This window comes from Occallatibacter sp. (assembly GCF_049510455.1).
Lineage (GTDB): Bacteria > Acidobacteriota > Terriglobia > Terriglobales > Acidobacteriaceae > Telmatobacter.
Window position 1 is genome coordinate 21,319 of record NZ_JBEKYX010000059.1, and the last position, 23,794, is coordinate 45,112.

Annotated in this window: 20 protein-coding genes; 16 read left to right on the forward strand and 4 right to left on the reverse strand. The window is 58.3% G+C overall.

Features of this window, described 5'->3' with window-relative positions:
* Positions 1–71: 71 nt before the first annotated feature.
* A complete protein-coding gene (gene dxs, locus ABSG47_RS12375) occupies positions 72–1,958 on the reverse strand; it encodes a 1-deoxy-D-xylulose-5-phosphate synthase (RefSeq protein ID WP_424169999.1) in 1,887 nt (628 codons plus the stop codon).
* A gap of 250 nt (positions 1,959–2,208) precedes the next feature.
* Here dxs and ABSG47_RS12380 point away from each other — a divergent pair, with 250 nt between their 5' ends.
* The 8 genes from ABSG47_RS12380 to ABSG47_RS12415 all read left to right on the forward strand — a co-directional run bounded on the left by ABSG47_RS12380 (position 2,209) and on the right by ABSG47_RS12415 (position 10,280).
* A complete protein-coding gene (locus tag ABSG47_RS12380; protein ID WP_424170000.1) occupies positions 2,209–2,748 on the forward strand; it encodes a YybH family protein in 540 nt (179 codons plus the stop codon).
* A gap of 59 nt (positions 2,749–2,807) precedes the next feature.
* Complete coding sequence (locus tag ABSG47_RS12385) at positions 2,808–3,482, forward strand: hypothetical protein (protein WP_424170001.1); 675 nt, start codon at positions 2,808–2,810, stop codon at positions 3,480–3,482.
* A gap of 804 nt (positions 3,483–4,286) precedes the next feature.
* Positions 4,287–4,472 carry a hypothetical protein gene (locus tag ABSG47_RS12390; protein WP_424170002.1) on the forward strand — a complete coding sequence of 62 codons (186 nt, stop codon included), beginning with the start codon at positions 4,287–4,289 and terminating at the stop codon, positions 4,470–4,472.
* Between the two features lies 1 nt (position 4,473).
* Positions 4,474–4,680 (forward strand): YybH family protein, encoded by a 207-nt coding sequence (locus ABSG47_RS12395; RefSeq protein ID WP_424170003.1) that lies wholly within the window; start codon positions 4,474–4,476, stop codon positions 4,678–4,680.
* A 116-nt stretch (positions 4,681–4,796) separates the two neighbouring features.
* A complete protein-coding gene (locus tag ABSG47_RS12400) occupies positions 4,797–5,507 on the forward strand; it encodes a hypothetical protein (RefSeq protein ID WP_424170004.1) in 711 nt (236 codons plus the stop codon).
* A 691-nt stretch (positions 5,508–6,198) separates the two neighbouring features.
* Entirely contained in the window at positions 6,199–7,509 is a 1,311-nt protein-coding gene (locus tag ABSG47_RS12405; RefSeq protein ID WP_424170005.1) for a YncE family protein, read from the forward strand.
* 97 nt (positions 7,510–7,606) lie between these two features.
* Positions 7,607–9,505: an APC family permease gene (locus ABSG47_RS12410; protein ID WP_424170006.1), complete on the forward strand. Its 1,899-nt coding sequence runs from the start codon at positions 7,607–7,609 to the stop codon at positions 9,503–9,505.
* Between the two features lie 181 nt (positions 9,506–9,686).
* Positions 9,687–10,280: a hypothetical protein gene (locus ABSG47_RS12415; protein WP_424170007.1), complete on the forward strand. Its 594-nt coding sequence runs from the start codon at positions 9,687–9,689 to the stop codon at positions 10,278–10,280.
* Positions 10,281–10,389: 109 nt separating this feature from the next.
* On the opposite strand, the gene ABSG47_RS12420 is transcribed toward ABSG47_RS12415, so the two are convergent.
* On the reverse strand, positions 10,390–12,279 hold the full coding sequence (locus ABSG47_RS12420) for a DUF1570 domain-containing protein (RefSeq protein ID WP_424170008.1): 1,890 nt from the start codon (positions 12,277–12,279) through the stop codon (positions 10,390–10,392).
* 67 nt (positions 12,280–12,346) lie between these two features.
* Positions 12,347–12,868 (reverse strand): dihydrofolate reductase family protein, encoded by a 522-nt coding sequence (locus tag ABSG47_RS12425; RefSeq protein ID WP_424170009.1) that lies wholly within the window; start codon positions 12,866–12,868, stop codon positions 12,347–12,349.
* 184 nt (positions 12,869–13,052) lie between these two features.
* Between ABSG47_RS12425 and ABSG47_RS12430 the strand changes: the two genes are divergently transcribed.
* Positions 13,053–13,526, forward strand: coding sequence for a hypothetical protein (locus ABSG47_RS12430; RefSeq protein ID WP_424170010.1), 474 nt, complete (start codon positions 13,053–13,055; stop codon positions 13,524–13,526).
* 69 nt (positions 13,527–13,595) lie between these two features.
* Here the strand turns inward: ABSG47_RS12430 and acs are convergent, their stop codons facing one another.
* The gene (gene acs / locus ABSG47_RS12435; RefSeq protein WP_424170011.1) at positions 13,596–15,584 is read right to left on the reverse strand and encodes an acetate--CoA ligase; all 1,989 of its coding nucleotides are present in this window, start codon (positions 15,582–15,584) and stop codon (positions 13,596–13,598) included.
* Between the two features lie 307 nt (positions 15,585–15,891).
* Here acs and ABSG47_RS12440 point away from each other — a divergent pair, with 307 nt between their 5' ends.
* The 7 genes from ABSG47_RS12440 to glmM all read left to right on the forward strand — a co-directional run bounded on the left by ABSG47_RS12440 (position 15,892) and on the right by glmM (position 23,788).
* Positions 15,892–16,596: a uracil-DNA glycosylase gene (locus tag ABSG47_RS12440; protein ID WP_424170012.1), complete on the forward strand. Its 705-nt coding sequence runs from the start codon at positions 15,892–15,894 to the stop codon at positions 16,594–16,596.
* Between the two features lie 213 nt (positions 16,597–16,809).
* Positions 16,810–17,556, forward strand: a complete 747-nt coding sequence (locus tag ABSG47_RS12445) for a tropomyosin (RefSeq protein WP_424170013.1) — start codon at positions 16,810–16,812, stop codon at positions 17,554–17,556.
* A 12-nt stretch (positions 17,557–17,568) separates the two neighbouring features.
* A complete protein-coding gene (locus tag ABSG47_RS12450; RefSeq protein WP_424170014.1) occupies positions 17,569–20,040 on the forward strand; it encodes a PAS domain S-box protein in 2,472 nt (823 codons plus the stop codon).
* 4 nt (positions 20,041–20,044) lie between these two features.
* Complete coding sequence (locus tag ABSG47_RS12455; protein ID WP_424170015.1) at positions 20,045–20,422, forward strand: response regulator; 378 nt, start codon at positions 20,045–20,047, stop codon at positions 20,420–20,422.
* A gap of 196 nt (positions 20,423–20,618) precedes the next feature.
* Positions 20,619–20,954, forward strand: coding sequence for an Hpt domain-containing protein (locus ABSG47_RS12460; RefSeq protein ID WP_424170016.1), 336 nt, complete (start codon positions 20,619–20,621; stop codon positions 20,952–20,954).
* A 24-nt stretch (positions 20,955–20,978) separates the two neighbouring features.
* Positions 20,979–22,430, forward strand: coding sequence for an exodeoxyribonuclease VII large subunit (gene xseA / locus ABSG47_RS12465; protein WP_424170017.1), 1,452 nt, complete (start codon positions 20,979–20,981; stop codon positions 22,428–22,430).
* The gene (gene glmM / locus ABSG47_RS12470; protein ID WP_424170018.1) at positions 22,427–23,788 is read left to right on the forward strand and encodes a phosphoglucosamine mutase; all 1,362 of its coding nucleotides are present in this window, start codon (positions 22,427–22,429) and stop codon (positions 23,786–23,788) included. Before xseA ends, glmM begins: the two co-directional genes overlap by 4 nt.
* Positions 23,789–23,794 lie beyond the last annotated feature (6 nt).

Consider the following 23,794-nt stretch of genomic DNA (forward strand, 5'->3'; position numbering starts at 1 on the left):
CATCGGCTTGGCACGAGAAATTCAGATGGGGTGGGGGCTATTCCGTGGCCTGAAGCCCCGGCTCCCTCCGTTCAGGAAGCGACGAGGGTGCGGCGTTTGCGGGGAGCGAGGAGCGGGACGAGCTGGGACCAGGCTTCTTCTACGCTGACGCCGTGCTTCTGGCGGAGGGCGTCTACTTTGCCGTGCTCGATGAACCGGTCTGGCCAGCCGATGCGAACTACGGGGACGTGGCTGTCCATCTCTTCGAGGGCTTCCATGACAGCGGAGCCGAAGCCGCCGGTTTTGGCGTGATCCTCAAATGTGACGAAGGCGGCTACGCGGTTTGCGAATTTTGCGAGCATCTCGCGGTCAAGCGGCTTGACGAAGCGGGGATTGATGAGCGCGGCGGAGAAGCCTTCGCGGCTTAAGCGCGCGGCGAGGTCTTCTGCGAGGGGCATCATGTTGCCGAGGCCGAGGATGGCGACGTCTGAGCCTTCGGAGAGGATCTGGGCTTTGCCGACGGGGAGCGGTTGCGGCGTGGGTTTACGTTCGACACCTGGGACGGCTCCGCGGGGATAGCGGATGGCGGATGGACCGGAGAGAGTGAGCGAGGTCTTCATCATGTCGGCCAGCTCGTCTTCATTGCTCGGAGCCATGATGGTCATGTTGGGAATGCTGCGCAGGTAGGCGATGTCGAAGAGGCCGTGGTGCGTGGGGCCGTCGTCGCCGGAGAGGCCGGCGCGGTCCATGCAGAAGAGGACAGGCAGCTCCTGCAGGGCGACGTCGTGGACGATGGGGTCGAAGGCGCGCTGGAGGAATGTGGAATAGATGGCGCAGACGGGACGGAAGCCGCGCGTGGCCATGCCGGCGGCGAAGATGACGGCGTGCTCTTCCGCGATGCCGACGTCGAAGTAGCGGCTGGGGTGGTGCGGGCGGAAGTGATCGAGGCCGGTGCCGTTGGGCATGGCGGCGGTGATGGCGACGACGCGGGGGTCCTGATTGGCTAGCTCAACGAGTGTGTTGGCGAAGGCTTCCGACCAGGTGAGCTCGCCGGGTTTGGTGGTGCCGGTTTCGGGATCGTAGGGTCCGAGGCCGTGGAACTTCTTGGTGAGGTCCATGGCGGGCTGAAAGCCACGGCCTTTTTGCGTGAGGACGTGGAGCAGGACGGGGCCTTGCGCGTTCTTGAGGAACTTGAAGGTTTCGACGAGCTGCGGGAGATTGTGGCCGTCGATGGGGCCGTAATACGAGAGATTGAACTCCTCAAAGAGAACTGAGGGCCAGAGCATGCTTTTGGCGGCTTCTTCTGCGCGGCGCAGGACTTTGACGGCGGTTTTGCCGCCGATCTTTTTAACGATGCGCTGGGCGGAGTTGTGCAGGTTCTCGTAGTGCGGATTGGTGACGATCTTGTGGAAGTAGCGGGCGATGGCGCCGACGTTGCGGTCGATGGACCACTCGTTGTCATTGAGGACGATGATGAGGCGCTTGGTCTGCTCGGCGACGTTGTTGAGAGCTTCAAAGGAGATGCCGTTGGTGAAGGCGGCGTCTCCGGCGACGGCGACGACGTACTCCTCGCCTCCGGCAAGATCGCGGGCGGCGGCCATGCCGAGCGCGGCGGAGAGAGCTGTCCCGGCGTGGCCTGCGCCGTAGGAGTCGTGCTCGCTTTCGGTGCGGAGCATGAAGCCGTTGAGGCCGTGCGGCTGGCGGAGTGTGTCGAAGCGGTCGCGGCGGCCGGTGAGGAGCTTGTGGGTGTAGGCCTGGTGGCTGACGTCAAAGACGAACTTGTCCTGCGGCGTGGAGAAGACGTAGTGCATGGCGAGGGTGAGCTCGACGACGCCGAGGTTGGGCCCGAGATGACCGCCGGTTTTGGCCAGGGATTGGATGAGAAAGGCGCGAATTTCCTCTGCCAGGGTCTCCATCTGCGCGAAGCTCAGGAGTTTGAGATCGTCTGGCGAGTGGATTGAGTCAAGCAGTGCTTCCATGAAATTCCTTAACACCGGGGAGTCGCATAGGTTGCAGGGGAGGATGCTTCCCTGCCCTTTTTTGCCGAGCCGAGGTCTATCTTTCAGTATATCAATGCGGAGATTTTGAAAAACGTCCGTTAGGGGCTAAAGCCTTATGAAGTTTTTATAACTTTTTCGAGACGACAAAGGTTTTGCCTAACACAAAATCTCCGCTGCGATTAGACGCTTTTGCCAGAACATTGGATTTAGGATGAGGGCGGAGAGATACATGAATATCAGAACGAAATTATTGGTTGCGGTGGTTTTGGCGGCTGGAGTGACTACGGCGGCGTGGGGGCAGTTGCTGACGCCGCATGAGCCGGCGAGTGCGATGAATCCGCTGGACCCGACGATGCGGCCGGGTAAGGCTGTGCTGCTGGATCTGGAGGCGAAGTTTGCCAAAGATGTGGCAGAGCGCGGGGGAGAGGCGTTTGCGACGTGGTTTGCCGAGGATGGGGTGTCGATGAGCAATGGGGCGGCTCCGCTGATTGGGAAGGTGGCGATTGCTAAGTCGGCGAAGTGGGACCCGAAGACTTACCAGCTTGCGTGGACGCCTACGGATGCGGTGATGGGGCCTTCTGGGGATATGGGCTATACGTGGGGGCACTATGAAGGCAAGAGCAAGGATTCGAATGGGAATCCGGTGCTGACGGCGGGGCGGTATATGACGATCTGGCGCAAGGGGAGCGATGGGAGCTGGAAGGTGGTGCTGGATGCCGGGGCGAATGATGTGCCGGAGGGTGGGGATTGCTGTAAGTTGCCTAATTAGCAAAAAATAACTTGACACCTTGAAACTTCGAATGCATTATTCCGACGCGGGGTGAAACTATGTCAAAACTAAAGGCTATCGCTTTGAGCTCTCTATTTGGGCTATTGCTCAGTCGGCTGGCATTCACACAGTCTTCCCGCATGTCGACTTCAAACAACGTTGTAGATACCCTTAACAAAGCGGCTGAGGCAAATGATCTGGAGGGAATCCGTACGTACAGTAAACAAGTAGCTCTGCTGTTTGTCGCAGACTATACAGACAGAGCTTATGTAAGGTTATTTGCCGACCGTCTTAATGAAGCAGAGGTAATGGCGCGACACGGAGAACGGGCGTTGGTTTCCGAAGAGCAAATTGCAAACTCTTTTAATGACATTATGAAACGAGTGGGAGCCCCAGGTAGTCTACGTACCAATCCTGAAACAGTGCATAGATATCGAAATGCAATTTTACAAGGCGGAAATGCAACCCGGTTGATTTCCGTCAAGAGCAATGGACATAATAGCAATCCAGCTGAAGCAGTATTTCTATTGTATCTTTTGATATTCAACAACGCTGCCTTTAACAATGCAATTCCCACCGGACAAACCCCTGTGAGTAACCCACATATCACATTAATTCAACACCAAAAATCAGATCCTAATGTTCGCAACCTTCTCTCAACCTACTCCAAGAGCCATTCAAAAAGCGAATTAAGCGGACTATTCAATACTGTTGCAAATGAGCTTAATTTCTAAGGGAGGGCATCATGAGCGCAAAGTCACTTATCCTCTTGGCGCTAATCCTTTTTGCATCCATTGAGATAACTGCGTGTAAACAAGCCGTTAACTCAAGCCAGGGATTTTCATTTGAGACCGGCTCGAACTATGCGTTCAACTGCACACAAGAATCTCCCACTTGTGTCTACTCTCCTACTGTTCCATACCCTGGCATACAGGTGAACGGCTTTTATCAGTATGACGACACAGGTGCGGCCGGAACTGTTCAGACTTTTAGCGAATACACGCAAGGCGCCAACGCTAGTTTTTATGTTAGCAATGGCAGAGCTCCGGCAGTATGGAATGTATTTTCAATTTGGCCCGTTTATTGCGGAACTAGCAACTTATATGCCCAAGAACCAAACTGGCTTGTGCCCGGTGATACTCTTTATGAGTATTTGAATGCAGACGAAAATATTCCTAATTTATCCACAACTGAAATCACTTGTACTACTTATCAGAATGTGGCTCCAGCTTCATCCCGCTTCGCAATAGTAGGTAACCTTCCAGCATCGATCTCACTAAATTCGCTTACGCCTTATGTTACGACTGATGGCGAACCGCTCCTCTACGTATACGACCAAAACGGAAATATTGCAGCACAGGAGACGGCCTCGAGTATCACAAGTGGTGGTAGTTCCGCCACATTTCCGTTTCCTACCAGTCTCGGCCAAGGCGCCTATGGGCTAGCTGTTGTAAATCAGGCTGGGAGCGGAAGCATCCAACCAGCAAGCACTAACTATTTATCAATTGCGAGCAGTCAGACCGTTACAGGCAGTCCGTTTGGCGTGGCTGTCGGAGCGCGGCGGCGAGGGATTTACGGCTTGGTTTGCCGAGGATGGGGTTTCAATGAGCAATGGGGCGGCTCCGCTGATTGGGAAGGTGGCGATTGCCAGGTCAGCGAAGTGGGACCCGAAGGAAGTGGGACCCGAAGGTTTACCAGCTTACGTGGACGCCGACGGAGGCTGAGATGGGGCCGAGCGGCGATATGGGATATACGTGGGGGCATTACGAGGGCAAGAGCAAGGATGCAAATGGGAATCCGGTGCTGACGGCGGGGCGGTATATGACGATCTGGCGCAAGGGGAGCGATGGAAGCTGGAAGGTGGTGCTGGATGCGGGGGCGAATGATGTGCCGGAGGGTGGGGATTGTTGTAAGTTACCGGGGACGAATTAGAAACAAAAATAATTGAATTAAATTCCAAAAAGGTCTTGACGAGCTGCTGTTTTGGTGCATTAATGAAGGCGCTCCGTTAATGCCACTATTGCTTGCGCGTTCTCTTGAGGCTACTGATGCGTGCAATTAAAATGCTCTCCGGATTGGTCTTTGTTGCGGCACTAGCAGTCTGCCTTTCTTCAATGCTTGCCGCACAGCCAGAACATTGTGCACAGAACTTATTCTGTCTGTTCAACCAGGAAGCGGCTGTATCCGATCACGCGGGGATTCACAAATACAGTGAGGATTTAATTGGATTGATCGTGCCTAATCCGGGAGGCGACAACTCTCTTCATAAACTTACGAGCCAGCTTGCAGACCGTCTCGCCAAAGCGGAACAAGGAACGCGTGACGGCACAGGAAAGCTCGTTACCGAGGCAGTCGTTGCCAAAGCCTTCAATGAACTGGCGCAGGAGATCGAGGCTCCGCCCTCAGCGAAGATTGACGAAGCGGCCATTCACCAGTTCAGAGCACACGCCGCGTCGATCAAGGCCTTTCCCGCATTATTTTCAGCGGACCGCAATGGGACGAATTGCAATCCGGGCGAAGCTGTATTTCTCCTTTCCCTCCTAATCTCGGATAACGGTGTACTTCTCAAAGGAAATCTAGACAGCGCTGTTGCGTTGATGAAGTGGAACGGTCAGCAAGGCGGGGGCGGTGTCGGTGTCTCTCGCATTGCACCTATGTATTCAAGTACGCAGGATCTGCTTGCCAGGTATTCGTCCCATCACAATTTTGGCACGAATAAGGCGCTGTTCGACCACGCAATGAACACATTGAGCTTTTGAGAGGAGGGGTATGCTGTCGAAATTTACGTTGAAGGGAATTTTATTTCTCGCAGTGGCTTTCGGACTTTCAGGCTGCGGACTGTTAGGCGGAAATCCAACGCAAGGCATCGCACTTTTAGCCAAGAATTGCTATGCCGCAAGCTCGTCAACCGTCAATCACCCTGCGTGCCTTCCTGGCACAAACTTGACAGTCACCCCATACGTTCCAGTGTGGGGAAACAAAATTAACGATTATTACAATCTAAACACGAATCCGATAGTCGATGAAACTCTCGGTTCGGTAGACGCCTTTGGGAATGATGGGCTTCAGCCTTATATATCTCCTGAGAACGGGCCACTTATCATAAATAATGGAGAGGCGCCCGCATTTTGGAATATAACCTGGCTCGTGCCATGGGATTGTGGTTCCAACTCCAATCCCCAAACCGGCCCAATCCTAATAGAGCTGGGATACTACAGCACCGATTATTATTCAGGCACAGGGTATGAAATGGAAATTGAGACGAGTCAGTTAAATGCGCCGAATCAGCAGCCAATACCGAATTTTTACAGCACGAACAATGGATTAGAACTAAATTGTTACATTGCTCCCCCTTACATCATGCCAGCCTCTACTCGGTTCGCGATTTTAGGAAATCTTCCGAGCACTCTTACACTAAATTCCCGGGCACCGCTGATTACGCAGTACGGGATGCCACTCCTATACGTATATGACAAAACCGGAAATGTTGTAGCTACTCAAACCGCAACCATCGTCAGTAATGACGGTACACAAGCGACCTTTCCATTTCCTTCATCTCTTACCGAAAGCGGCTATTCATTAGCTATCGTCAACAGGAATGCAACAAGTACCGGGTTTGCACCCGCTGGCGATAACCTGCTGTCTATTGCCAGCAGCCAGACGATTTCCGGTAGTCCTTTTGGCGTGGCTGTTGGCGCGCAGACTACTGAGACGATCAATTGTGTCTATGTTGAAGTGGGAAATCCACCTCACCAGACTACGCAATGCACGACGAGTTCTTCCAATCCCAACACTATCCCGGTTGTTTCTTTGTATTCGGCCAATCAGGTTATGATCGGCAGCACGCTCGTGAATGTGGGCGCTAACCCTACTGCTGTTGGCACCTACGCTGTCAGCCCTGTGACCAACACGACGAGTAACGGCAGTGGCTACGTTACAACGATTCTCTCAGGATCGCTGCGCGCCATCGTAGCCAATTCCGGGTCCAACACGGTCACGATTCTCAATACAGTTACTTACGCGCCCGTTGCCACTGTGACAGTGGGAAACCAGCCCGTTGCCCTGACGGTCGACAGCACTGGAGGATATGCGTATGTCGCCAATTACACGGACAGCACAATCTCCCGCGTCAACCTCAGCACCAACACTGCCGCAGGAACCGTCACCGTGGGCGGACATCCAACGTCGGTAGCGCTGACTTCTGGAGGGACGCTGTGGGTGGGAGGAGTAGGATTTCTTACCGAAGTCAACACATCCACTATGACGGCAACCGCGACTGAGGCGATCAGCGGCAAAACTATTGTCGGGCTTGGCTACAGCGATTCGGTAGGCCAGATTGTGGCCACTACAGTGGACAGCAGCAACAACGTTTACGTTGACCAGATAGCTCCCTCCAGTGTTACGGCCGGCGGAACTTACGCCACGGTTGCTTCCAACCAAGTTTCCAGCGTGGGCACGCACCTGAATACACACACGGAAGCGCAGGTTCGGTCTTTTACGAATACTCTTGCAAGCCAGAGCATTTTGAATACAAATCAGCCGGGCGCGCCGCCACTTGTAGTTCAAGACGGTTGGGCTGTGGTTACCGCGACTCCAACCGGATTCAGCATTACGGACATAACGGGCAACGTTGTTCTTGTGTCGGAGCAAACGCCGTCCCCTATCACGGCAATTGCGATTGATCCGAATCTGAATGTTGTCTATCTCACGATGCCGGATTCGAATACGCTCCTGAAGGTCCCGTTGCCGGGCACAAACTGATTCACATCTCCGTGTGGAGGCGCGTGAGAGAATTCGGGGACGGCGTTCAGGCTGTATCGAGCTAAAATTCAGACGCCGTGGATGTGATGAAAGCTTTATGTCCATTACCGGCAATGCACTGAATTTGCTGTTTGGCCGCCCGCTGGCAACGAGCGAGGAGCGCGCTGAACATATTGGCCCGATTGCGGGCATCCCGATTTTTGGCCTGGATGCGTTGAGTTCCGCGGCGTACGGGCCTGAGGCGGCGCTGACGCTGCTGCTGCCGCTGGGGTTGATGGGCGTGCAGTACATTGTGCCGATCAGCACGGCGATTATTGTGCTGCTGACGATTGTGTTCTTCAGCTATCGGCAGACGATTGAGGCGTATCCGCATGGCGGCGGCTCGTACACCGTAGCCTCAGAGAATCTGGGTCCGAATGCGGGGCTGCTGGCGGCTGCGGCGCTGATGATCGATTACATTTTGACCGCCGCGGTGGGTATTTCAGCGGGCATTGGCGCGCTGATTTCCGCGATGCCGAGTTTGCAGCCGTACACGCTGGAGATGTGCCTGGCAGTGCTGCTGATTCTGACGATTGTGAACATGCGCGGCGTGCATGACACGGGCGTGGTGTTCATGATTCCCACATACCTGTTTACGGCAACGCTGCTGATTGTGATTGGGGTGGGCGGGTGGCATGTGCTGGCTTCGGGCGGGCATCCGCAGCCGATTTCGCAGATGCCTGCGATACCGCCGGCAACGGCGACGATAGGACTGTGGCTGCTGCTGAAGGTGTTTTCATCCGGCTGCACGGCGATGACGGGCGTGGAGGCTGTGAGCAATGGCGTGATGGCGTTCCGCGAGCCGACGCGGAAGAACGCGAAGACTACGCTGACGATCATTATTGTGCTGCTGGCGATTCTTCTGGCGGGGATTGCGCTGCTGTGCCGGTCGTATGGGATTGCGGCGACTAATCCGGAGGGCAAGGGCTACGAGAGCGTGCTTTCCATGCTGACGCGCGCGGTGATGGGGCATGGATGGTTCTATTACGTCACGATTGCGAGCGTGCTGCTGGTGCTGGCGCTTTCGGCGAATACGGCGTTTGCGGATTTTCCGCGGCTGACGCGAGCGATTGCGTTTAATGACTACATGCCGCATGTGTTTCTGCTGCGCGGACGGCGGCTGCTGTACTCGTGGGGGATTTATATCCTAGTAGCGCTGACGGCGCTGCTGCTGATTGTTTCTCGCGGTGTGACGGACTGGCTGATTCCGCTGTATGCGATTGGCGCGTTTATGGCGTTTACGCTTTCGCAGGCGGGGATGGTGGTGCACTGGTGGAAGCAGGACAGGACGAAGACGCGCGGCGTCGGGCTGAAGATCTTTCTGAATGGTCTGGGTGCGTTTGCGACGGGCATTACTACGCTGGTGGTGCTGGTGGCGAAGTTTCTGAACGGCGCGTGGATCACGGTGATACTGGTGGCGGTGCTGATTCTGCTGATGAAGTCAGTGAAGCGGCACTATGCGGAAGTGGATAAGGAATCCGTGCTGAACCGGCCATTTGCACGAGCGGAGACCGGACACCCCATCATGATTTTGCCGGTAGACGGCTGGAACCGGATTACGGAGAAGGCGCTGTCATTCGCGATGTCGTTGTCGAGCGATATTCGCTGCGTTCATGTGCAGGTGGGGGACGAGCCGGATACGATCTGCACGACGTGGGATGAGTATGTAACGGCTCCGCTGAAGGCCGCAGGCCGGCCGGTGCCGCAACTGAAGGTGATCAAGTCGCCGTATCGGACGATTCTGCAGCCGATTCTGGACTATATTCACGAGGTGGAAGGCGAGACGGATCACCAGAAGATCTGCGTGCTGGTTCCGGAGATGATGGTGAAGCACTGGTGGGAGGGTTTGATGCACAACCACCGCGCGAGCCTGCTGAAGGTTCTTCTGCTGGTGAAGGGAAATCCGCGAACCTTCGTGATCAACATTCCGTGGTACCTGGATACGCATTCGCACTGAGTGTGGGTGCGTGGCGCGTGTTGCGGCTTTCGTTTTGCCGCGCGCGGCGTCCTAGGACTTGGCTGCTTCCGGCTTCGTGGAAGCAGGGGTAACGGGATAGTCTATAGAGGTACCGGACCACGCCAAAGGCAGCGGCTCCAGCGGGAGCGGCGAGCGTGTGCCGATTGAGGAGAATTGCCCTTTGAAGAGCAAGTGGTTGTTTTTGGTGTTGGCCGCGGGAATGCCGCTGGCCGCATTGGCCCAGATTGCACCGGATAAGCCGGCCCCTGCGGAAAATCCCGATGCCGGACTGAAGTGGCAGGTCTACGCAGGCGCGAGTTATACAAGCATTAACCAGGTGAACCAGTCGCGGTACGGATTGATTGGCGCGGATTTTGGGGTGGCTCGCGATTTAGGCCGGTTCTTTGCCGTGGTAGCGGATGGATCGTACTACCCTGGCTCATACGCGTCGGGGAACCCTGGGAACCCGAAGGTGAGCATGGTTCTTGCCGGGCCGGAGGTGCATGGGCCGATCCTTGAGAAGTGGAACCTGTTTGGCCGCGTGCTGCTTGGCGGCGCGCATACCGGCGGCACGGGACAGACGCCGGATATCTCCTTTGCCGGCGGGCTGGGCGGCGGCGTGGAGTATCAGTGGAGACCCCGTATCTCATTCCAGGCTTACGGCGACGACATTGCGTCGTCATTTTCGTTGATCAATAACTCGCCGGAGCTGGGCTACTCGCCGCATCGGCTTTGGAATCCGCGCGCCGGGATCAACGTGGCTTACAGGTTTTAGAGATTCCGGAAATTCAACTGGATCAAGAAGCGGCCCGAGTCCTGATGGATTCGGGCCGTTGTTTTTGCTCAGGCCTGCCGGCGGGCCATCGATGGCTGCTTGCCGAAGGCTATTTATGGAGTTCGATGGTGAGGATCTGGCCGTCAATGGTTTTATCGGTCGTTTCGGCGTATGAGATGAGCGCCGCGCGGCCTTCAAAGTCCTTGCAGGGATTCATGGAGCCGGTTGGGGTGAAGCCGACTGCGCTGAGATCGATCTTCATAAAGTTGTTGTTGTAGAGAGTGACGGTCTGATTGCGCGCCTTGAGCTGAAGCTCGATGACAGCGGGATAGGAACACGTTACGGACTGGATGATGCCGGTAAGAGAGTGTTTTGGACCTGAGGCCGTGTCAGGATGCTTCGGCGTAGTGTCGGCTGCGACTTTCTGCACGATCCGGACAGTTTGAACTCCGGGCTGGACTCCAGCATCGACGCCTGGAATATCGGCAGTTGTGACAACCTCCCCTTGCGAAGGCTGTGCGGCGTGGGCGCGAGCCTGCTGAATCTTGGTGACCTGAGAGATGCGGCTCTGGACAAGATTTACTTCGCTGGGGGTCTTTGCGACTTTTACGGCAGTCTGGAGACCGGAGAGAGCCTGGTCGAAATGGCCCTGCGTCATGAGCACATTGATGGCGTTGAGGCGGTAGTACAGGTTGGAGGGGTCGAGCCGAATGGCCTGCAAGGAGAGCTGGAGGGCTTGATCGCGCTTATCAGGCTCCCGGACGTAGAGGCCGGAGAGGCGGTCATAGGCGGGAGCGAATTTGGGATTGAGCTTGATGGCGGCCTGCAGGCTGGATTCGATGAGCGCGTCATCTGCAGGGCTACCGCCCTGCGACATGGCGGCGAAGTAGTAGTTGGCGAGATAGCTCTGGGAATCGAGCTTGACGGCCTGCGCGTACCACTTGCGAGCATCTTCATGATTGTTCGCTCGCAGCTCGATGTTGCCCATGGTTTCCATAGCCTCAACGTTGTTGGGATCGGCCTTGAGGATGGAATCGATGAGGGCGCGGGCTTCCTGCTCCCGCTGGACATCGGCGAGGACATCCGCGCGGGCGGCATCGGCCTGGAACTGGGTGAGCGTGCGAACGGTGTAAGTGGACTCGTCAATGGGCGCTGCGGCGGAGTTGAGGACGAGCTCTTTGTAGTCGCCTGCGCTGATGTAGCCCTCGAGTTGGGACTGAAGCTGCTTGAGATTTCCGAAGGCTTGCTCAGCAGCTGCGACCGAATCTGCGTGATTGGCTACGAGATTGAGGTAGTCGTAAAGGCGGTGGGTTCCCTTTTCCTTATCGGTCATCTCGAAATAATGTGTCAGGGCCCAGGATTCCGCGTAAAAGACGGAGCCTTTTTCCTCTTCGTGATAGTAGGGCGAGCTGGCATCGATCTTGAAGAGCACGGGAAGCGGGATGAGCTTTTGCTGGCGCAGATAGAGGATGTCGTCGGAGCTTGGCTTGCCCAATTCTACGTTCTTGTCGTGGATGGTGGTGTTTTGAAAGAACTCGGCGATGCCTTCGTTGAACCAGAGTGGAATCCAGTCCGCGGCGGAGCGGAAGAGGAGGTGGGTGTACTCGTGGTAGACGGTGGCGAAGGGGTTTTCCTGCTCGGCGTCCAGGCGCAGAAGGATGTAATTCTTGTCGGGCGTGCTGAGGAAATAACCGGCCAGGTTGAGCTGGCCCTTGGCTAGATAGGCCTGGGGCTCGAAGGATTGAAAGGTCTTTCCGTTTTTGGCGGCGAAGATGAGGATGGGTTCCGGCGGATCGACATCGAACTTTGGAAAGAGCGTGGAAAAAACCCAGCGCATGCGCTCGAACTGATCGAGGGCGTGACGGCCTGATTTCTCTCCGGCGTTGGTGATGACGTTGAAATGAGGGCTGCGGACTTCTACCCATTGATCGGGCGCAGCGAGGGCCGGAATTGAGACAAAGCTGAGGAAAAGAACCAGGCGAAACAAATGTGGGCGCATGAGAGCGGACAGTGTAGCAAAGCGAGAGATCGGATGGGCAGAAAAAACGTGGGCTGTGTTGGCTGTGTCAGCGGGCGATTGAGTAGCGCAGGCGGAGGGTGCCGCTGGGGAGTGCGGAGGATTCTTCGAGGCGTAATGGACAGCGGCTGCCTGCGGGGAGCAGCGGAGTTCCGGAGCCGAGCAGGATGGGGATGACGCTGAGTTCGACTGTATCGACCAGGCCGGCGTCGAGAAGAGTGCGAAAGAGCGCGCCTCCGCCCATGAGCCAGATGTCCTTACCGGGTGGGGGGCCGGATTCGGCTTTGAGGGCGGCGACGGCTTCGGGGATTTTCTCGCTGAGGATGGTTGCGCCGGGACATTGCTTGAGGGTGGTGGAGACTACGACTATTTTCTTTCCCATGGCTTCGAGGGATGGGAGGCGCTTGATTGCGACTTCAAAGGTGCGGCGGCCCATGAGCAAGGTGTCGAATTCATTCCAGAGCGCGGCAAAGTCAAAGGATGGATCGGCAACGATCCAATCGTGTTCGCCGTTGGGTCCGGCGATGAAGCCATCGAGGCTTGCCGCGACGCTGTAGCGGAGCTGGCGCATGGAGTGGACAGTTTAACAAAGGGATGGCGTGAAAGGACTGCAAGGCTCAGATAAAGGATGGGTTGTGGCATTCGATTCATTCTGCAAAAACATAAAAATGGAGGGTGCGACCAACCTAATGACGATTTTGCTCACCTAATTTAAGGTTAGATGGTAAGTTTTGCAGGCCCTGGAGGGTATATAGATGTTGACTCGATGGAAATCATTGACTTTTGTCGCTCTCACCTTTGCTCTGGTGTGTAGCTCGCCTAAAACTCCCGTAGCGCACGCAGCCCAGGTTGCAGTCGGCATCGGTGTTGCTCCTGTATGCCCCTACGGATATTTCGACTACACGCCGTATGATTGCGCTCCTTATGGCTACTACGGACCCGACTGGTTTTCGGGCGGAATCTTTATTGGCGCAGGCCCGTGGTTCCATGGCCCGCATGGTTTTTATGGACACGTAGATAATCGCTACGATCCACACAATGGGTATCATGGTCCGCTGCCAGCGCGCGGAGCGCAGCCGTTTACGCACTTCCAGGGCAATGAAGCCCGGGATGGGCACGGCAACGTGGGCAAGGCCGGACACGAACCAACCAATGAACATAGCGCAGGATTTTCAGGCGGCGCACGCGCCGGGGGTGGACGGCCGAGCGGCGGCGGTCACCCGCGGTAAGCTGCTGGTCGTGGAAGGTGAAAGGCCCGCTCCGAGGAGTGGGCCTTTTGTTGTTGGGCGAAGAATGGATCAGCCTTCTTCGGTTTCGCGGAGTTTGGCGATTACGGAGAAGTCTTCGAGGGTGGTGGTGTCGCCTTTGATTTCGCCGTTGGTGGCTAGTTCGCGGAGCAGGCGGCGCATGATTTTGCCGGAGCGAGTTTTGGGGAGCGCTTCTGTGAAGCGAATGTCGTCGGGACGGGCGAGTGAGCCGATCTCTTTGGAGACCCACTTCCGAAGCTCGTCTTTCAATTCTTCCGAGGGCTTGTTTCCGGATTCGAGAGAGACGAAGGCAGAGATGGCCTGACCTTTGAGATCGTCAGGACGGCCGACTACGGCGGCTTCCGCCACTTTGGGATGGGCGACGAGGGCGGATTCGACTTCCATGGTGCCGAGGCGATGGCCGGAGACGTTGATGACGTCATCGACGCGGCCCATGAGCCAGAAGTAGCCGTCTGCGTCCTGGCGCGCGCCGTCGCCGGTGAAGTAACAGCCGGGAACGTCAGACCAATAGGTCTTCTCATAGCGTTCGGAATCGCCGAAGATGGTGCGGGCCATGGAGGGCCAGGGCTTGCGAATGACGAGCAGGCCGCCACCGGAGCCGGCGGGGACTTTTTCGAATTTACCCTCCGCATCGGGCTTGGTGACCACTTCCGGCTGAATGCCAAAGAAGGGGCGTGTGGCGGAGCCGGGCTTGGTGGCGACGGCGCCGGGGATGGGCGAGATCATGATGGCGCCGGTTTCGGTTTGCCACCAGGTATCGACGATGGGGCAGCGGTTGTGGCCGATCTTCTCGCGATACCACATCCAGGCTTCAGGATTGATGGGCTCGCCGACGGTGCCGAGGAGGCGGAGTGAGCTGAGGTCGTGCTTTTCTACGTGCTCATTGCCCCACTTCATGAAGGCGCGGATGGCTGTGGGCGCGGTGTAGAAGATGGTGACCTTGTGGTCGTCGATGATCTTCCAGAAGCGGGAGAAGTCGGGGTGGTTGGGCGCGCCCTCATACATGAGGACGGTTGCGCCGTTCTGGAGCGGGCCATAGACGACGTAGGAGTGGCCGGTAACCCAGCCGATGTCGGCGGTACACCAGTAGACATCGTGGTCCTGGATGTCGAAGACGTACTTGGTGGTGAGATAGGTGCCGACGGCGTAGCCGCCGGTGGTGTGGACGAGGCCCTTGGGCTTGCCGGTGGTGCCGGAGGTGTAGAGGATGTAGAGCGGGTCTTCGGAGTCGAGCGGCTCGGCGGGGCAATCTGTTGGCGCGTTGGCGATGAGATCGTGCCACCACCAGTCGCGTCCGCTGGCCATGTTGATGGGCGAGCCGGAGCGCTTGTAGACGACAACGTTCTGGACGGTAGGGCAGAGCTTGAGGGCTTCGTCGACGGTGGCTTTGAGCTTGATCTCTGTGCCGCGGCGGTAGGAGGTGTCCTGAGTGAGTATGGCGACGCAGGAGGAGTCATTGACGCGGTCTGCGATGGCCTGCGCGGCGAAGCCTCCGAAGATGACGGAGTGAACAGCGCCGATGCGGGCGCAGGCGAGCAGAGCGATGGCAAGCTCCGGCGTCATGCCCATGTATACGGCTACACGGTCGCCTTTCTTGATGCCGAGGGACTTGAGGGCGTTGGCGAATTTCTGAACTTCTGCGTGCAGCTCGGCGTAGGTGAGGCGGCGGACTTCGCCGGGCTCGCCTTCCCAGAGGATGGCGGTCTTGCCGGCGCGATCAGAAAGAGCGTGGCGGTCAACGCAGTTGTAGCTCAGGTTAATCTGGCCGCCGACGAACCATTTGGCCCAGGGAAGATTCCAGTCGAGGACTTTGTCCCATTTTTTGAACCAGTGGAGATCGCTGGCTGCGTTGGCCCAGAAGGTTTCGGGATCTTCGATGGACTGCTTGTAGAGCTCTTCGTACTGCTCGATGGACTGGATGTGGGCGTGGGCGCTGAACTCCGGCGGCGGCGGGAAAAGGCGATTTTCGCGGAGGGTGGAGTCGAGGGCCTGGCTTGAAGCGGAGGGCGTGGAAGACATCGATCGGTCCTTTTATATGAGCAGAAGAATGCGTGGGTGCGGCGCGGATTTTTGGGATGAACCCTGCGCACAGAAAACCTGTATGGGGAAACTTTATCGGGCTAGAGGTACGAAGGGCAAGCTGAGGAATTTCTCCTCCCACCCAAGGCGCAAAAAACAAAACGCGCCGTGGATGGGGCACGCGGAAGATGATTGCGAAAATTTATGCCGCGCTGCGCTGATCCGGAGCAGGATGCGCATTCTGTGGGGTAGAGCACACCTTTTTATGAAGGTGCGAACGCGGATGAAACGCGCCTAGAATTGAGGGATGAGTTCCAGGACTTCCCTTTCGTCGCTGGCAGAGTTGAATGAACGGATTGTTGCGTGCACCAAGTGTGCGCGGCTGCGGGAGCATTGCCTGGATGTGGCGGCGACGAAGCGGCGCGCTTACATGGATTGGGAGTATTGGGGCAGGCCGGTGCCGGGGTTTGGCGATGCGCGTGCGCGGGTGCTGGCGCTGGGACTTGCGCCGGGAGCGCATGGATCGAACCGTACCGGAAGGCCGTTTACCGGGGATGGGTCAGGAAATTTTCTGTATCCGGTGCTGTATGAGGCGGGGTTTGCCTCGCAACCGGAGGCCGTGAGCCGCGAGGATGGGATGAAGTTGACGGATCTGTGGATCAGCTCCGTGGGGCGATGCGCGCCGCCGGGGAATAAGCCCACTCCGGAGGAGTTGAGGAATTGCCAGCCGTGGCTGGATGAGGAGATGCGGCTGCTGAAGCGGCTGCGAGTGGTGGTTTGCCTGGGGAAGATTGCCTTTGATGGGCTGCTGGGATGGGCACAGAGGACGGGAATCGTGAGTTCGCGCAGTGGATATGTTTTTGGGCATGGAGCGGAGGCGACGCTGCCGAATGGGCTGCGCGTGATTGCGAGCTATCATCCTTCGCTGCAGAATACAAATACCGGAAAGCTGACGCGGACGATGTTTCTGGAGGTGTTTGAGCGGACGAAAGTGCTGGCGGAGCGCGCGTAAATTACATGAAAGTGGAATTTGTCTGAAAAGAAGCTTCCCGCAGGGGCTAAAGCCCGACCGATTTTTCCGCCATTTCCGGCACGACTAAAGTCGTGCCCTGTTACAAAGCAATTCAAGTTGGGACACTACGGAATCCGTGGTGAGGATGCGTCGCATGTCGTATGCCGGTATAGTGGATGGAAACGGGCGCATTGCACGCGAAGAGGCCAGCGCATGAGCAGAAGCCACACGGGGCATTTCATCAAGACGAACACGACTCTGAACGGAGACCCGGGACGCGAGATGGGTGGGGAGTTGAGCGGCGTGGATGCGATCGGGCAGGATTTTGACGCGCGTGAGCCGGCTGGCAGAGATGCGGCCAATAGAGACGCGGCCAGTAGAGATGCTGCTCAAATGACTGGAGCGCCGGTAGGCCGAAGCCTGAATGGGGCTCCGCTGGCGGGCGCCTTAGGCGGCAAGGTCAAGGGCCTGGGCCGCGCGGTGGGGCTGGGACGGCCTTTGGGAGCCGCGGATGAGACGCAGCAGTCGAATCAGGGCGGCGGGCACAAGGCGCTGTCTGTGCTGAGGCAGGCGCTGCCGGTGGTGAAGAATCTGCTGCCGCTGCTTGAGGGAAATCTGCTGGCGGTGGTGAGCAACCTGCTTACTACGCGACCGCAGCCGCCGGCGAAGGTGGACCTGGCGCCGATTGAAACCCAACTGACGGAGATTCAATTGTTGCAGCACGACGTGCGCAGCAAGGTGGCGGAACACCATACGACGCTGAAGCGTGTGGAAGATCAGTTGGAGATGGTGAAAGAGGCCACGGACCGCAACACGATGGAGCAGCAGGAGCTGATGGAAGACCTTCGCGCGATGGGCAGCAAGGTGAATCTGTTTGCGGCGATGCTGATTGGGCTGCTGGTTCTTTCCGTGCTGCTGAATTTCCTGTTGTTCATGCATATCAAGCAAGTACTTCCTTAGGCTCGGGCGGCGATGGCGTTCTGGAAAAAAGAAGAAAGAACGTCTCGCAATCTCGCGGAGCCTGAATTCCGCGAGATTGTGGATTCTGCCGGCTCGATGGTGGTTGTGATCGGTACGGATGGAACGGTTCTGCATGTGAACCCGGCGGCGGAGCGGCTGCTGGGCTATTACGCATCCGAGCTGGTGGGGCAGCAGACAATTGAAATCCTTGCGCCGGGAGAAGGACGGCGCGTTGCGACAGAGTTGCTTCGGCTGCGCGGCGCTTCGATTGACCCAGGCGCGGGGCCACAGGAACGGCGGACAGCGGTAGTGGGTGCGATTAGCGAGGTTGCGCCCAGCCAGGTTCCAACGGCTGAGACCCGCTGCCGGCGCAAGGATGGCTCGACATTTCCGGTGATGTTGCAGGTTTCCGCACTGCGCGGCGCCGAGGGGACGATACGCGGCCTGGTGTTAGTGGGGCTGGACCAGTCGGCAACGATTGAGCAACAGCAGGCGACGCGGGAGTCCCAGGAGCGGTATCGCGACCTGTTTGAAAACTCGAGCGAGATGATTGCGACGCTGAGCCCCAGCGGGCAGTTTCTGTATGCGAATCCGGTGTGGAAGCGGAGCTTTGGCAGGGATGCGGAGGAGCTGATGGTGGACGGCTTCTTTGCGGATGTCTTCCACGAGGAGTGCCGAGCGTATGTAAAGGAACTGTTTCGCGATGCGCTGGATGGGCACGCGTCAGACCGGGTGCTGTTGCGGAATCCCACGAAGGATGGGCGAGTGCTGGAGCTGGAGCTGAGCCTGAGCCGGCGGCAGAAGGCGGGAAATTCGCTGGCTGTGCGCTGCCTGCTGCGCGATGTGACGGAGCAGAAACAGCGCGAGCACCGGCTGGCGCTGCAGTTGGCCGTGAGCCAGATTATGGCAGAGAATTCCGGGCTGGCCACAGCGGCGGAGCGCGTGCTGGAGGTGCTGTGCGTAACGCAGGAGTGGGACCTGGGCGTGCTGTGGGAGACGGATGCGGTATGGAACCGGCTGGTGTTCTCAACCGCGTGGGGAGCGCCGGAGCTGCCCGCGGAGAGCATGATTCGGCAGAGCATGGGCCTGCAGACGGTGGCGAGCAGCGAGCTTGCGGGCAAAGCGCTGGCCAAGGGCCGCACGGTGTGGATTCGCGACCTGACCGAAGCAGCGGAAGACGCTCGTATTGCCACTGCGATTCGGCATGGAATGGCGTCGGGATGGGCGATTCCGGTGCGCGTGGGCAACAGCGTGCTGGCGGTTCTGGAGTTTTATTGCCGGCGGCAACTGCGCGAGGATGTGGAGGCTCTGGCTTCAGCCGAGGCAGTGGCGGCGTCACTGGGCCAACTGCTGGCGCGCAAGCGCGAACAGGGGCGAGCGGACGATCTGACGCAGCAGCAGGAGGTTCTGCTGAATGCGGTGGCGGACGGAATCTGCGGGCTGGACCGAAGCGGACGCGTGACATTCGCGAATCCTGCCGCGGCGCGGCTGCTGGGCGCATCTGCCAGCAGCATGACGGGAAAGCCGATTCATGAGCTGCTGCACCCGGCAGGACAATGCGGCACGGAGTGCCCGCTGCGCGAGATTACGGCGGGAACGGCGCCGCATGCGGCCGAGACGACGATGGCGCGCTCTGACGGCAAGGAGTTTCCGGGCGAGTATGGCTTTACGCCGATCTTTGAGCGCGGGCAGTTTTCGGGATCGGTGCTGAGCTTTCGCGACATCAGCCAGCGGTATGCGCTGGACCGCATGAAAGACGAATTTCTGGCCACTGCGGGACATGAGCTGAGGACGCCGCTGACCTCGATTCGCGGAGCGCTGGGCCTGCTCTCCTCGGGAATGCTGGGCGAGATCAGCGAGAAGGGAAACAACCTGCTGCGCATTGCGCTGAACAACTCTGAACGGGTGATACGGCTGATTAACGACATGCTGGATCTCGAGAAAATTCAGCACAGCAGCGATGCGGTAGAACTCAAGCCTGTGCAACTGGCGGAGATAGTGCAGGTGGCGATTGAGGGAGTGCAGCCGGTTGCGGACGCCGCGGGAATACAGCTGATTCACGACATGGTGCGGGCGGAGATTTCCGGCGACGCGGACCGGCTGACGCAGGTGTTGACGAACCTGCTGGCGAACGCGATCAAGTTTTCGCCGGCCAAGTCGTCGGTTTCCGTGATGATGCGTGTGGAAGATGCGGGAGTAACGATCTCCGTGATTGATGAGGGACGCGGAGTTCCCCAGGCGATGCTTGAGACGATCTTTGATCGCTTCCGGCAGGTGGATGCATCGGATTCGCGGCAGAAGGGCGGCACGGGATTGGGACTGGCTATTTGCCGGACAATTGTGACACAGCATGGCGGCCGCATCTGGGCGGAGCGCAACCCGATGCGCGGCACGACATTTCGCTTTTTTCTGCCGTGGCGGCGCGTTGAAAGAAAAATGGAACCGGAAGCTGTTGCCGCAATCGAAAAGATAGAAGACAATTAAGCCAATGCCCCACAACATACTGATCATCGACGACGAGGACGACATCCGCGCCGTTGCGGCGCTGAGTCTCGAGACAGTTGCAGGCTGGGAAGTGGCGACGGCCAGCTCCGGCGCGCAAGGCGTGGAGCGGGCGCAAAGCCTGCAGCCAGAGGCGATTTTGCTGGATGTGATGATGCCGGGGATGGATGGGCGCGCGACCTTTGCTGCGCTGCAACAGAATCCGAAGACGGCTGCGATTCCAGTAGTGCTGCTGACGGCAAAGTCGCAGAGCAGCGAACGCGAACAGTTGGCGGCGCTGGGAGTGGCCGGGGTGCTGACCAAGCCGTTTGATCCGCTGACGCTGCCAGGAGCGATTGCAGCGGTGCTGGGCTGGGAGACTTAGACCGGAATTCTGAAATTGGTTCCTGGAGCAAAAATTAGATAAGGCACGTGCGGTTGCAGGCAGCTTGAGTGGTGGCCGCTGCGGAATGTTTTTGCTGCATCTAACTGTAGACATGATTGCGAGGCCGCGAAACTCAGATATAGTGGCTTCTGAATTCAGCATCTCTGGGTTTGCCGAAGGCTGGAGCTGAGGACCGATGGCTACGAGAAACGCGGAACAGTCCGGAATGGTTGATGCGCTGAACCGGCTGTGGAAGCAGTATCTGCCCACGATGGAAGAACGCGTGGCGATTCTTCAGAAAGCGGCGCGGAATCTGGCCGGGCGGGAGCTCTCCGACGACGAGCGCGCGGAGGCGAATAGTGCCGCGCACAAACTGGCCGGAGTACTGGGCACATTCGGGCTGACCAAAGGTACGGTTCTTGCGCGCGAGGCAGAGATTCTCTACTCCGGCGATAACGGCACGGACCCCGAGAACGCGAAACAGCTTGTGAAGATTGCGGAACAGCTGCGGGCGATGATCGCGGCGCGCTAGCATGAGCGTGCCGGAAGCAAGAGCGTGCCAACAATTACACTCGAAAAGATGATGCTGCGCGAGCCAGAGGCGGGACAGCTTGCCCTGATCTTTCAAGATGCGGGCGAAGATGCGGGAGCGGGGCGGCGCATCTGGCCGGTACGCGAGCTGGTGGGGCGGGCGCGCGAGCTGGTGGAGCGCGAGTTTGCCGATGTGTGGGTGGAGGGCGAGATTTCGAACCTTCGGCCCGCGGCTTCAGGACATCTTTACTTCACGCTGAAGGATGCGGAGGCGCAACTGCCGGTGGTGATGTTCCGGCGGCAGGCGGCTTTGATGCGCTTTCGCGCTGAGGATGGGCTGCATGTGCTGGCGCGCGGACGCGTGAGCATCTACGACCAGCGCGGACAGATGCAGCTTGTAGCGGAGACGATGGAGCCGGTGGGCGCGGGCTCGCTGCAGGTGGCATTCGAGCAGTTGAAAGAGAAGCTGAAAAAGGAAGGGCTCTTTGATGCGGGGCGCAAGCGGCCGCTCCCGGCTTTTCCGCAGACCGCGGGCATTGTGACTTCGCCGACAGGTGCGGTGATCCGCGACATTCTCAATATTGTGGGGCGGCGGCACAGCGGACTGAACATTCTGCTGTACCCGGTAACGGTGCAGGGCGAGAGCGCGCCGGAAGAGATTGAAGCCGCGATTGCGTACCTGAATGATTCCAGTCTGGTGGATGTGATTGTGTTGGCGCGCGGCGGAGGGTCGCTTGAAGACATGGCGGCTTTTAACTCCGAGCGCGTGGCGCGGGCGATTGCAGGCTCGCGTGTGCCGGTGGTTTCCGCCGTGGGGCACGAGACGGATTTCACGATTGCGGATTTTGTGGCTGACCTGCGCGCGCCTACTCCTTCTGCCGCGGCAGAGCTGATTACAGAGGCGCAGCACAAAGTGGGCGAGCATGTGGAGCGGCTGGAGAAGCGGCTCGAGCGCGGCATGCAGTTTCAATTATTGCGGGCGCGGCAGAGCATGGCGCATGTGAGTGTGAGCGGAACAGAGACGCGCATGACGATGCTGCTGCATAGGCTGGAGCAGCGGCTGGACGATGCGGCAGACCGCATGACCGAAACTGTGGACGCGCAGATGCGCGAGCGGGGGCGGCGTGTGGATGCACTGAGAGCCGCGGTTCTGAGACATGACCCGCGACAGAGGATTGCGCTGGCGCGGCATAACTTTGCCGCGGGGCAGGCCAGGCTGGAACGAGTACTGGAGCGCGCGATCGATGCGAGACGAGCTCGGCTGGATGGGCTGGCGGCGCGGCTGCGATCGCTTTCTCCGCTGGCAGTGCTGGAACGCGGCTATGCGCTGGTAACAGATGCGGAGGGCAAGCTGATTCGGTCTACTGCACAGGTGAAGACAGGCGAGACGATGAAGACACGGCTTGGCGATGGGCATTTTACGAGTCGCGTAGAAGACGTAACGCAAGCGACACAGAAATCGAGACGGAGACGATGAGCACAGGCGCACGAAAGTTATTTGGGACAGATGGAATTCGCGCAGTTGCGGGCGAGGCGCCGCTGGATCCGGGAACGATTTATGCAACGGGGCTTGCGCTGGGACACTCGCTGAGCGCGAAGACAGAGCGCCCGAGGGTGATTCTGGGACGCGATACACGCGAGTCAGGTCCGTGGATTGCCGCGACGATTGCGGCAGGACTGAGCGAGGCGGGCGCGGAGGTGGAAAGCGCGGGAACTGTGCCAACACCTGCGGTGGCTTTTCTTACGCGCAAGCATGGCTTCGACGCGGGCGTGGTGATTTCCGCCTCGCATAATCCGTGGCGCGATAACGGCATCAAGCTTTTTGGCGGCGATGGATTCAAGCTGCCGGATGCGGTGGAGTTGGAGATTGAAAAAGAGATTTTTGAGCGCATAGGCACGATGGCTGTGCCGGATCACACAACGCTGGAGCCAGTGAAGGGCAACTCCGCATACAAGCTGGATTACATTGATTTTCTGCTGAAGGCTGTGCAGTACCTGAAGCTGGATGGGATGAAGATTGTGGCGGATTGTGCGAATGGAGCCGCTGCCGCGATTGCGCCGAGCCTGTTTCGTCCGCTGGGCGGCGAGGTGGAGCTGATGAATATCTCGCCGGATGGACGCAACATTAACGATGGATGCGGCGCGCTGCATCCGGAGTGGGTGGCGAAGCAGGTGAAGGAGCGCGGCGCGAATTTGGGCCTGACTTTTGATGGCGATGCGGACCGCTGTATGCTGGCGGATTCACAAGGCAAGGTGATCAATGGCGATGCGATTCTGCTGATTGCCGCGCGCGATATGAAGGAGCGCGGGTTGCTGACGGGCGACATGGTGGTGGCGACGACGATGTCGAACATGGGGCTGGAGGCTGCGCTGAAACGGTCAGGGATCACGATGCTGCGCGCGCCGGTTGGCGACCGCTATGTGCTGGAGATGATGCAGAAGGAAAATGCGGCGCTGGGCGGAGAGCAGTCGGGGCATGTGCTGTTTCCGCACCTGGCTACTACGGGGGACGGGCTGCTGACGGCGCTGGTGGCGCTGGATCTGATTGTGCGCAGCGGCAAGAGTATCGATGAGCTGACCGCGGATCTGAAGGTGTATCCGCAGGTGATTGTGAATGTGAATGTGCGCGAGAAGAAGCCGCTGGAATCGATTCCGTCCGTGGCGGAGAAGATTCGTGCGGCGGAAGAAGAGTTGCGCGATACGGGGCGGGTGGTGATTCGCTACTCCGGCACGGAGCCGCTGGCGCGCGTGATGATCGAGGCGGAGAGCGAAGAGGCTATGCGGCGTAATGCGGATGCGATTGCGGACGCGATTCGGGCGGAGTTGGGAGTTTAGTTGATT

What these genes read in the sequence shown, in the direction of transcription:
- ABSG47_RS12430 (WP_424170010.1), top strand. Translation starts at nt 13,053, where the DNA reads ATGTTGACTCGATGGAAATCATTGACTTTTGTCGCTCTCACCTTTGCT.
- ABSG47_RS12425 (WP_424170009.1), bottom strand. Translation starts at nt 12,868, where the DNA reads ATGCGCCAGCTCCGCTACAGCGTCGCGGCAAGCCTCGATGGCTTCATC.
- glmM (WP_424170018.1), top strand. Translation starts at nt 22,427, where the DNA reads ATGAGCACAGGCGCACGAAAGTTATTTGGGACAGATGGAATTCGCGCA.
- dxs (WP_424169999.1), bottom strand. Translation starts at nt 1,958, where the DNA reads ATGGAAGCACTGCTTGACTCAATCCACTCGCCAGACGATCTCAAACTC.
- ABSG47_RS12440 (WP_424170012.1), top strand. Translation starts at nt 15,892, where the DNA reads ATGAGTTCCAGGACTTCCCTTTCGTCGCTGGCAGAGTTGAATGAACGG.
- ABSG47_RS12420 (WP_424170008.1), bottom strand. Translation starts at nt 12,279, where the DNA reads ATGCGCCCACATTTGTTTCGCCTGGTTCTTTTCCTCAGCTTTGTCTCA.
- ABSG47_RS12380 (WP_424170000.1), top strand. Translation starts at nt 2,209, where the DNA reads ATGAATATCAGAACGAAATTATTGGTTGCGGTGGTTTTGGCGGCTGGA.
- ABSG47_RS12395 (WP_424170003.1), top strand. Translation starts at nt 4,474, where the DNA reads ATGGGGCCGAGCGGCGATATGGGATATACGTGGGGGCATTACGAGGGC.
- ABSG47_RS12460 (WP_424170016.1), top strand. Translation starts at nt 20,619, where the DNA reads ATGGCTACGAGAAACGCGGAACAGTCCGGAATGGTTGATGCGCTGAAC.
- ABSG47_RS12410 (WP_424170006.1), top strand. Translation starts at nt 7,607, where the DNA reads ATGTCCATTACCGGCAATGCACTGAATTTGCTGTTTGGCCGCCCGCTG.
- acs (WP_424170011.1), bottom strand. Translation starts at nt 15,584, where the DNA reads ATGTCTTCCACGCCCTCCGCTTCAAGCCAGGCCCTCGACTCCACCCTC.
- ABSG47_RS12405 (WP_424170005.1), top strand. Translation starts at nt 6,199, where the DNA reads ATGCCACTCCTATACGTATATGACAAAACCGGAAATGTTGTAGCTACT.
- ABSG47_RS12385 (WP_424170001.1), top strand. Translation starts at nt 2,808, where the DNA reads ATGTCAAAACTAAAGGCTATCGCTTTGAGCTCTCTATTTGGGCTATTG.
- ABSG47_RS12450 (WP_424170014.1), top strand. Translation starts at nt 17,569, where the DNA reads ATGGCGTTCTGGAAAAAAGAAGAAAGAACGTCTCGCAATCTCGCGGAG.
- ABSG47_RS12445 (WP_424170013.1), top strand. Translation starts at nt 16,810, where the DNA reads ATGAGCAGAAGCCACACGGGGCATTTCATCAAGACGAACACGACTCTG.
- ABSG47_RS12400 (WP_424170004.1), top strand. Translation starts at nt 4,797, where the DNA reads ATGCGTGCAATTAAAATGCTCTCCGGATTGGTCTTTGTTGCGGCACTA.
- ABSG47_RS12455 (WP_424170015.1), top strand. Translation starts at nt 20,045, where the DNA reads ATGCCCCACAACATACTGATCATCGACGACGAGGACGACATCCGCGCC.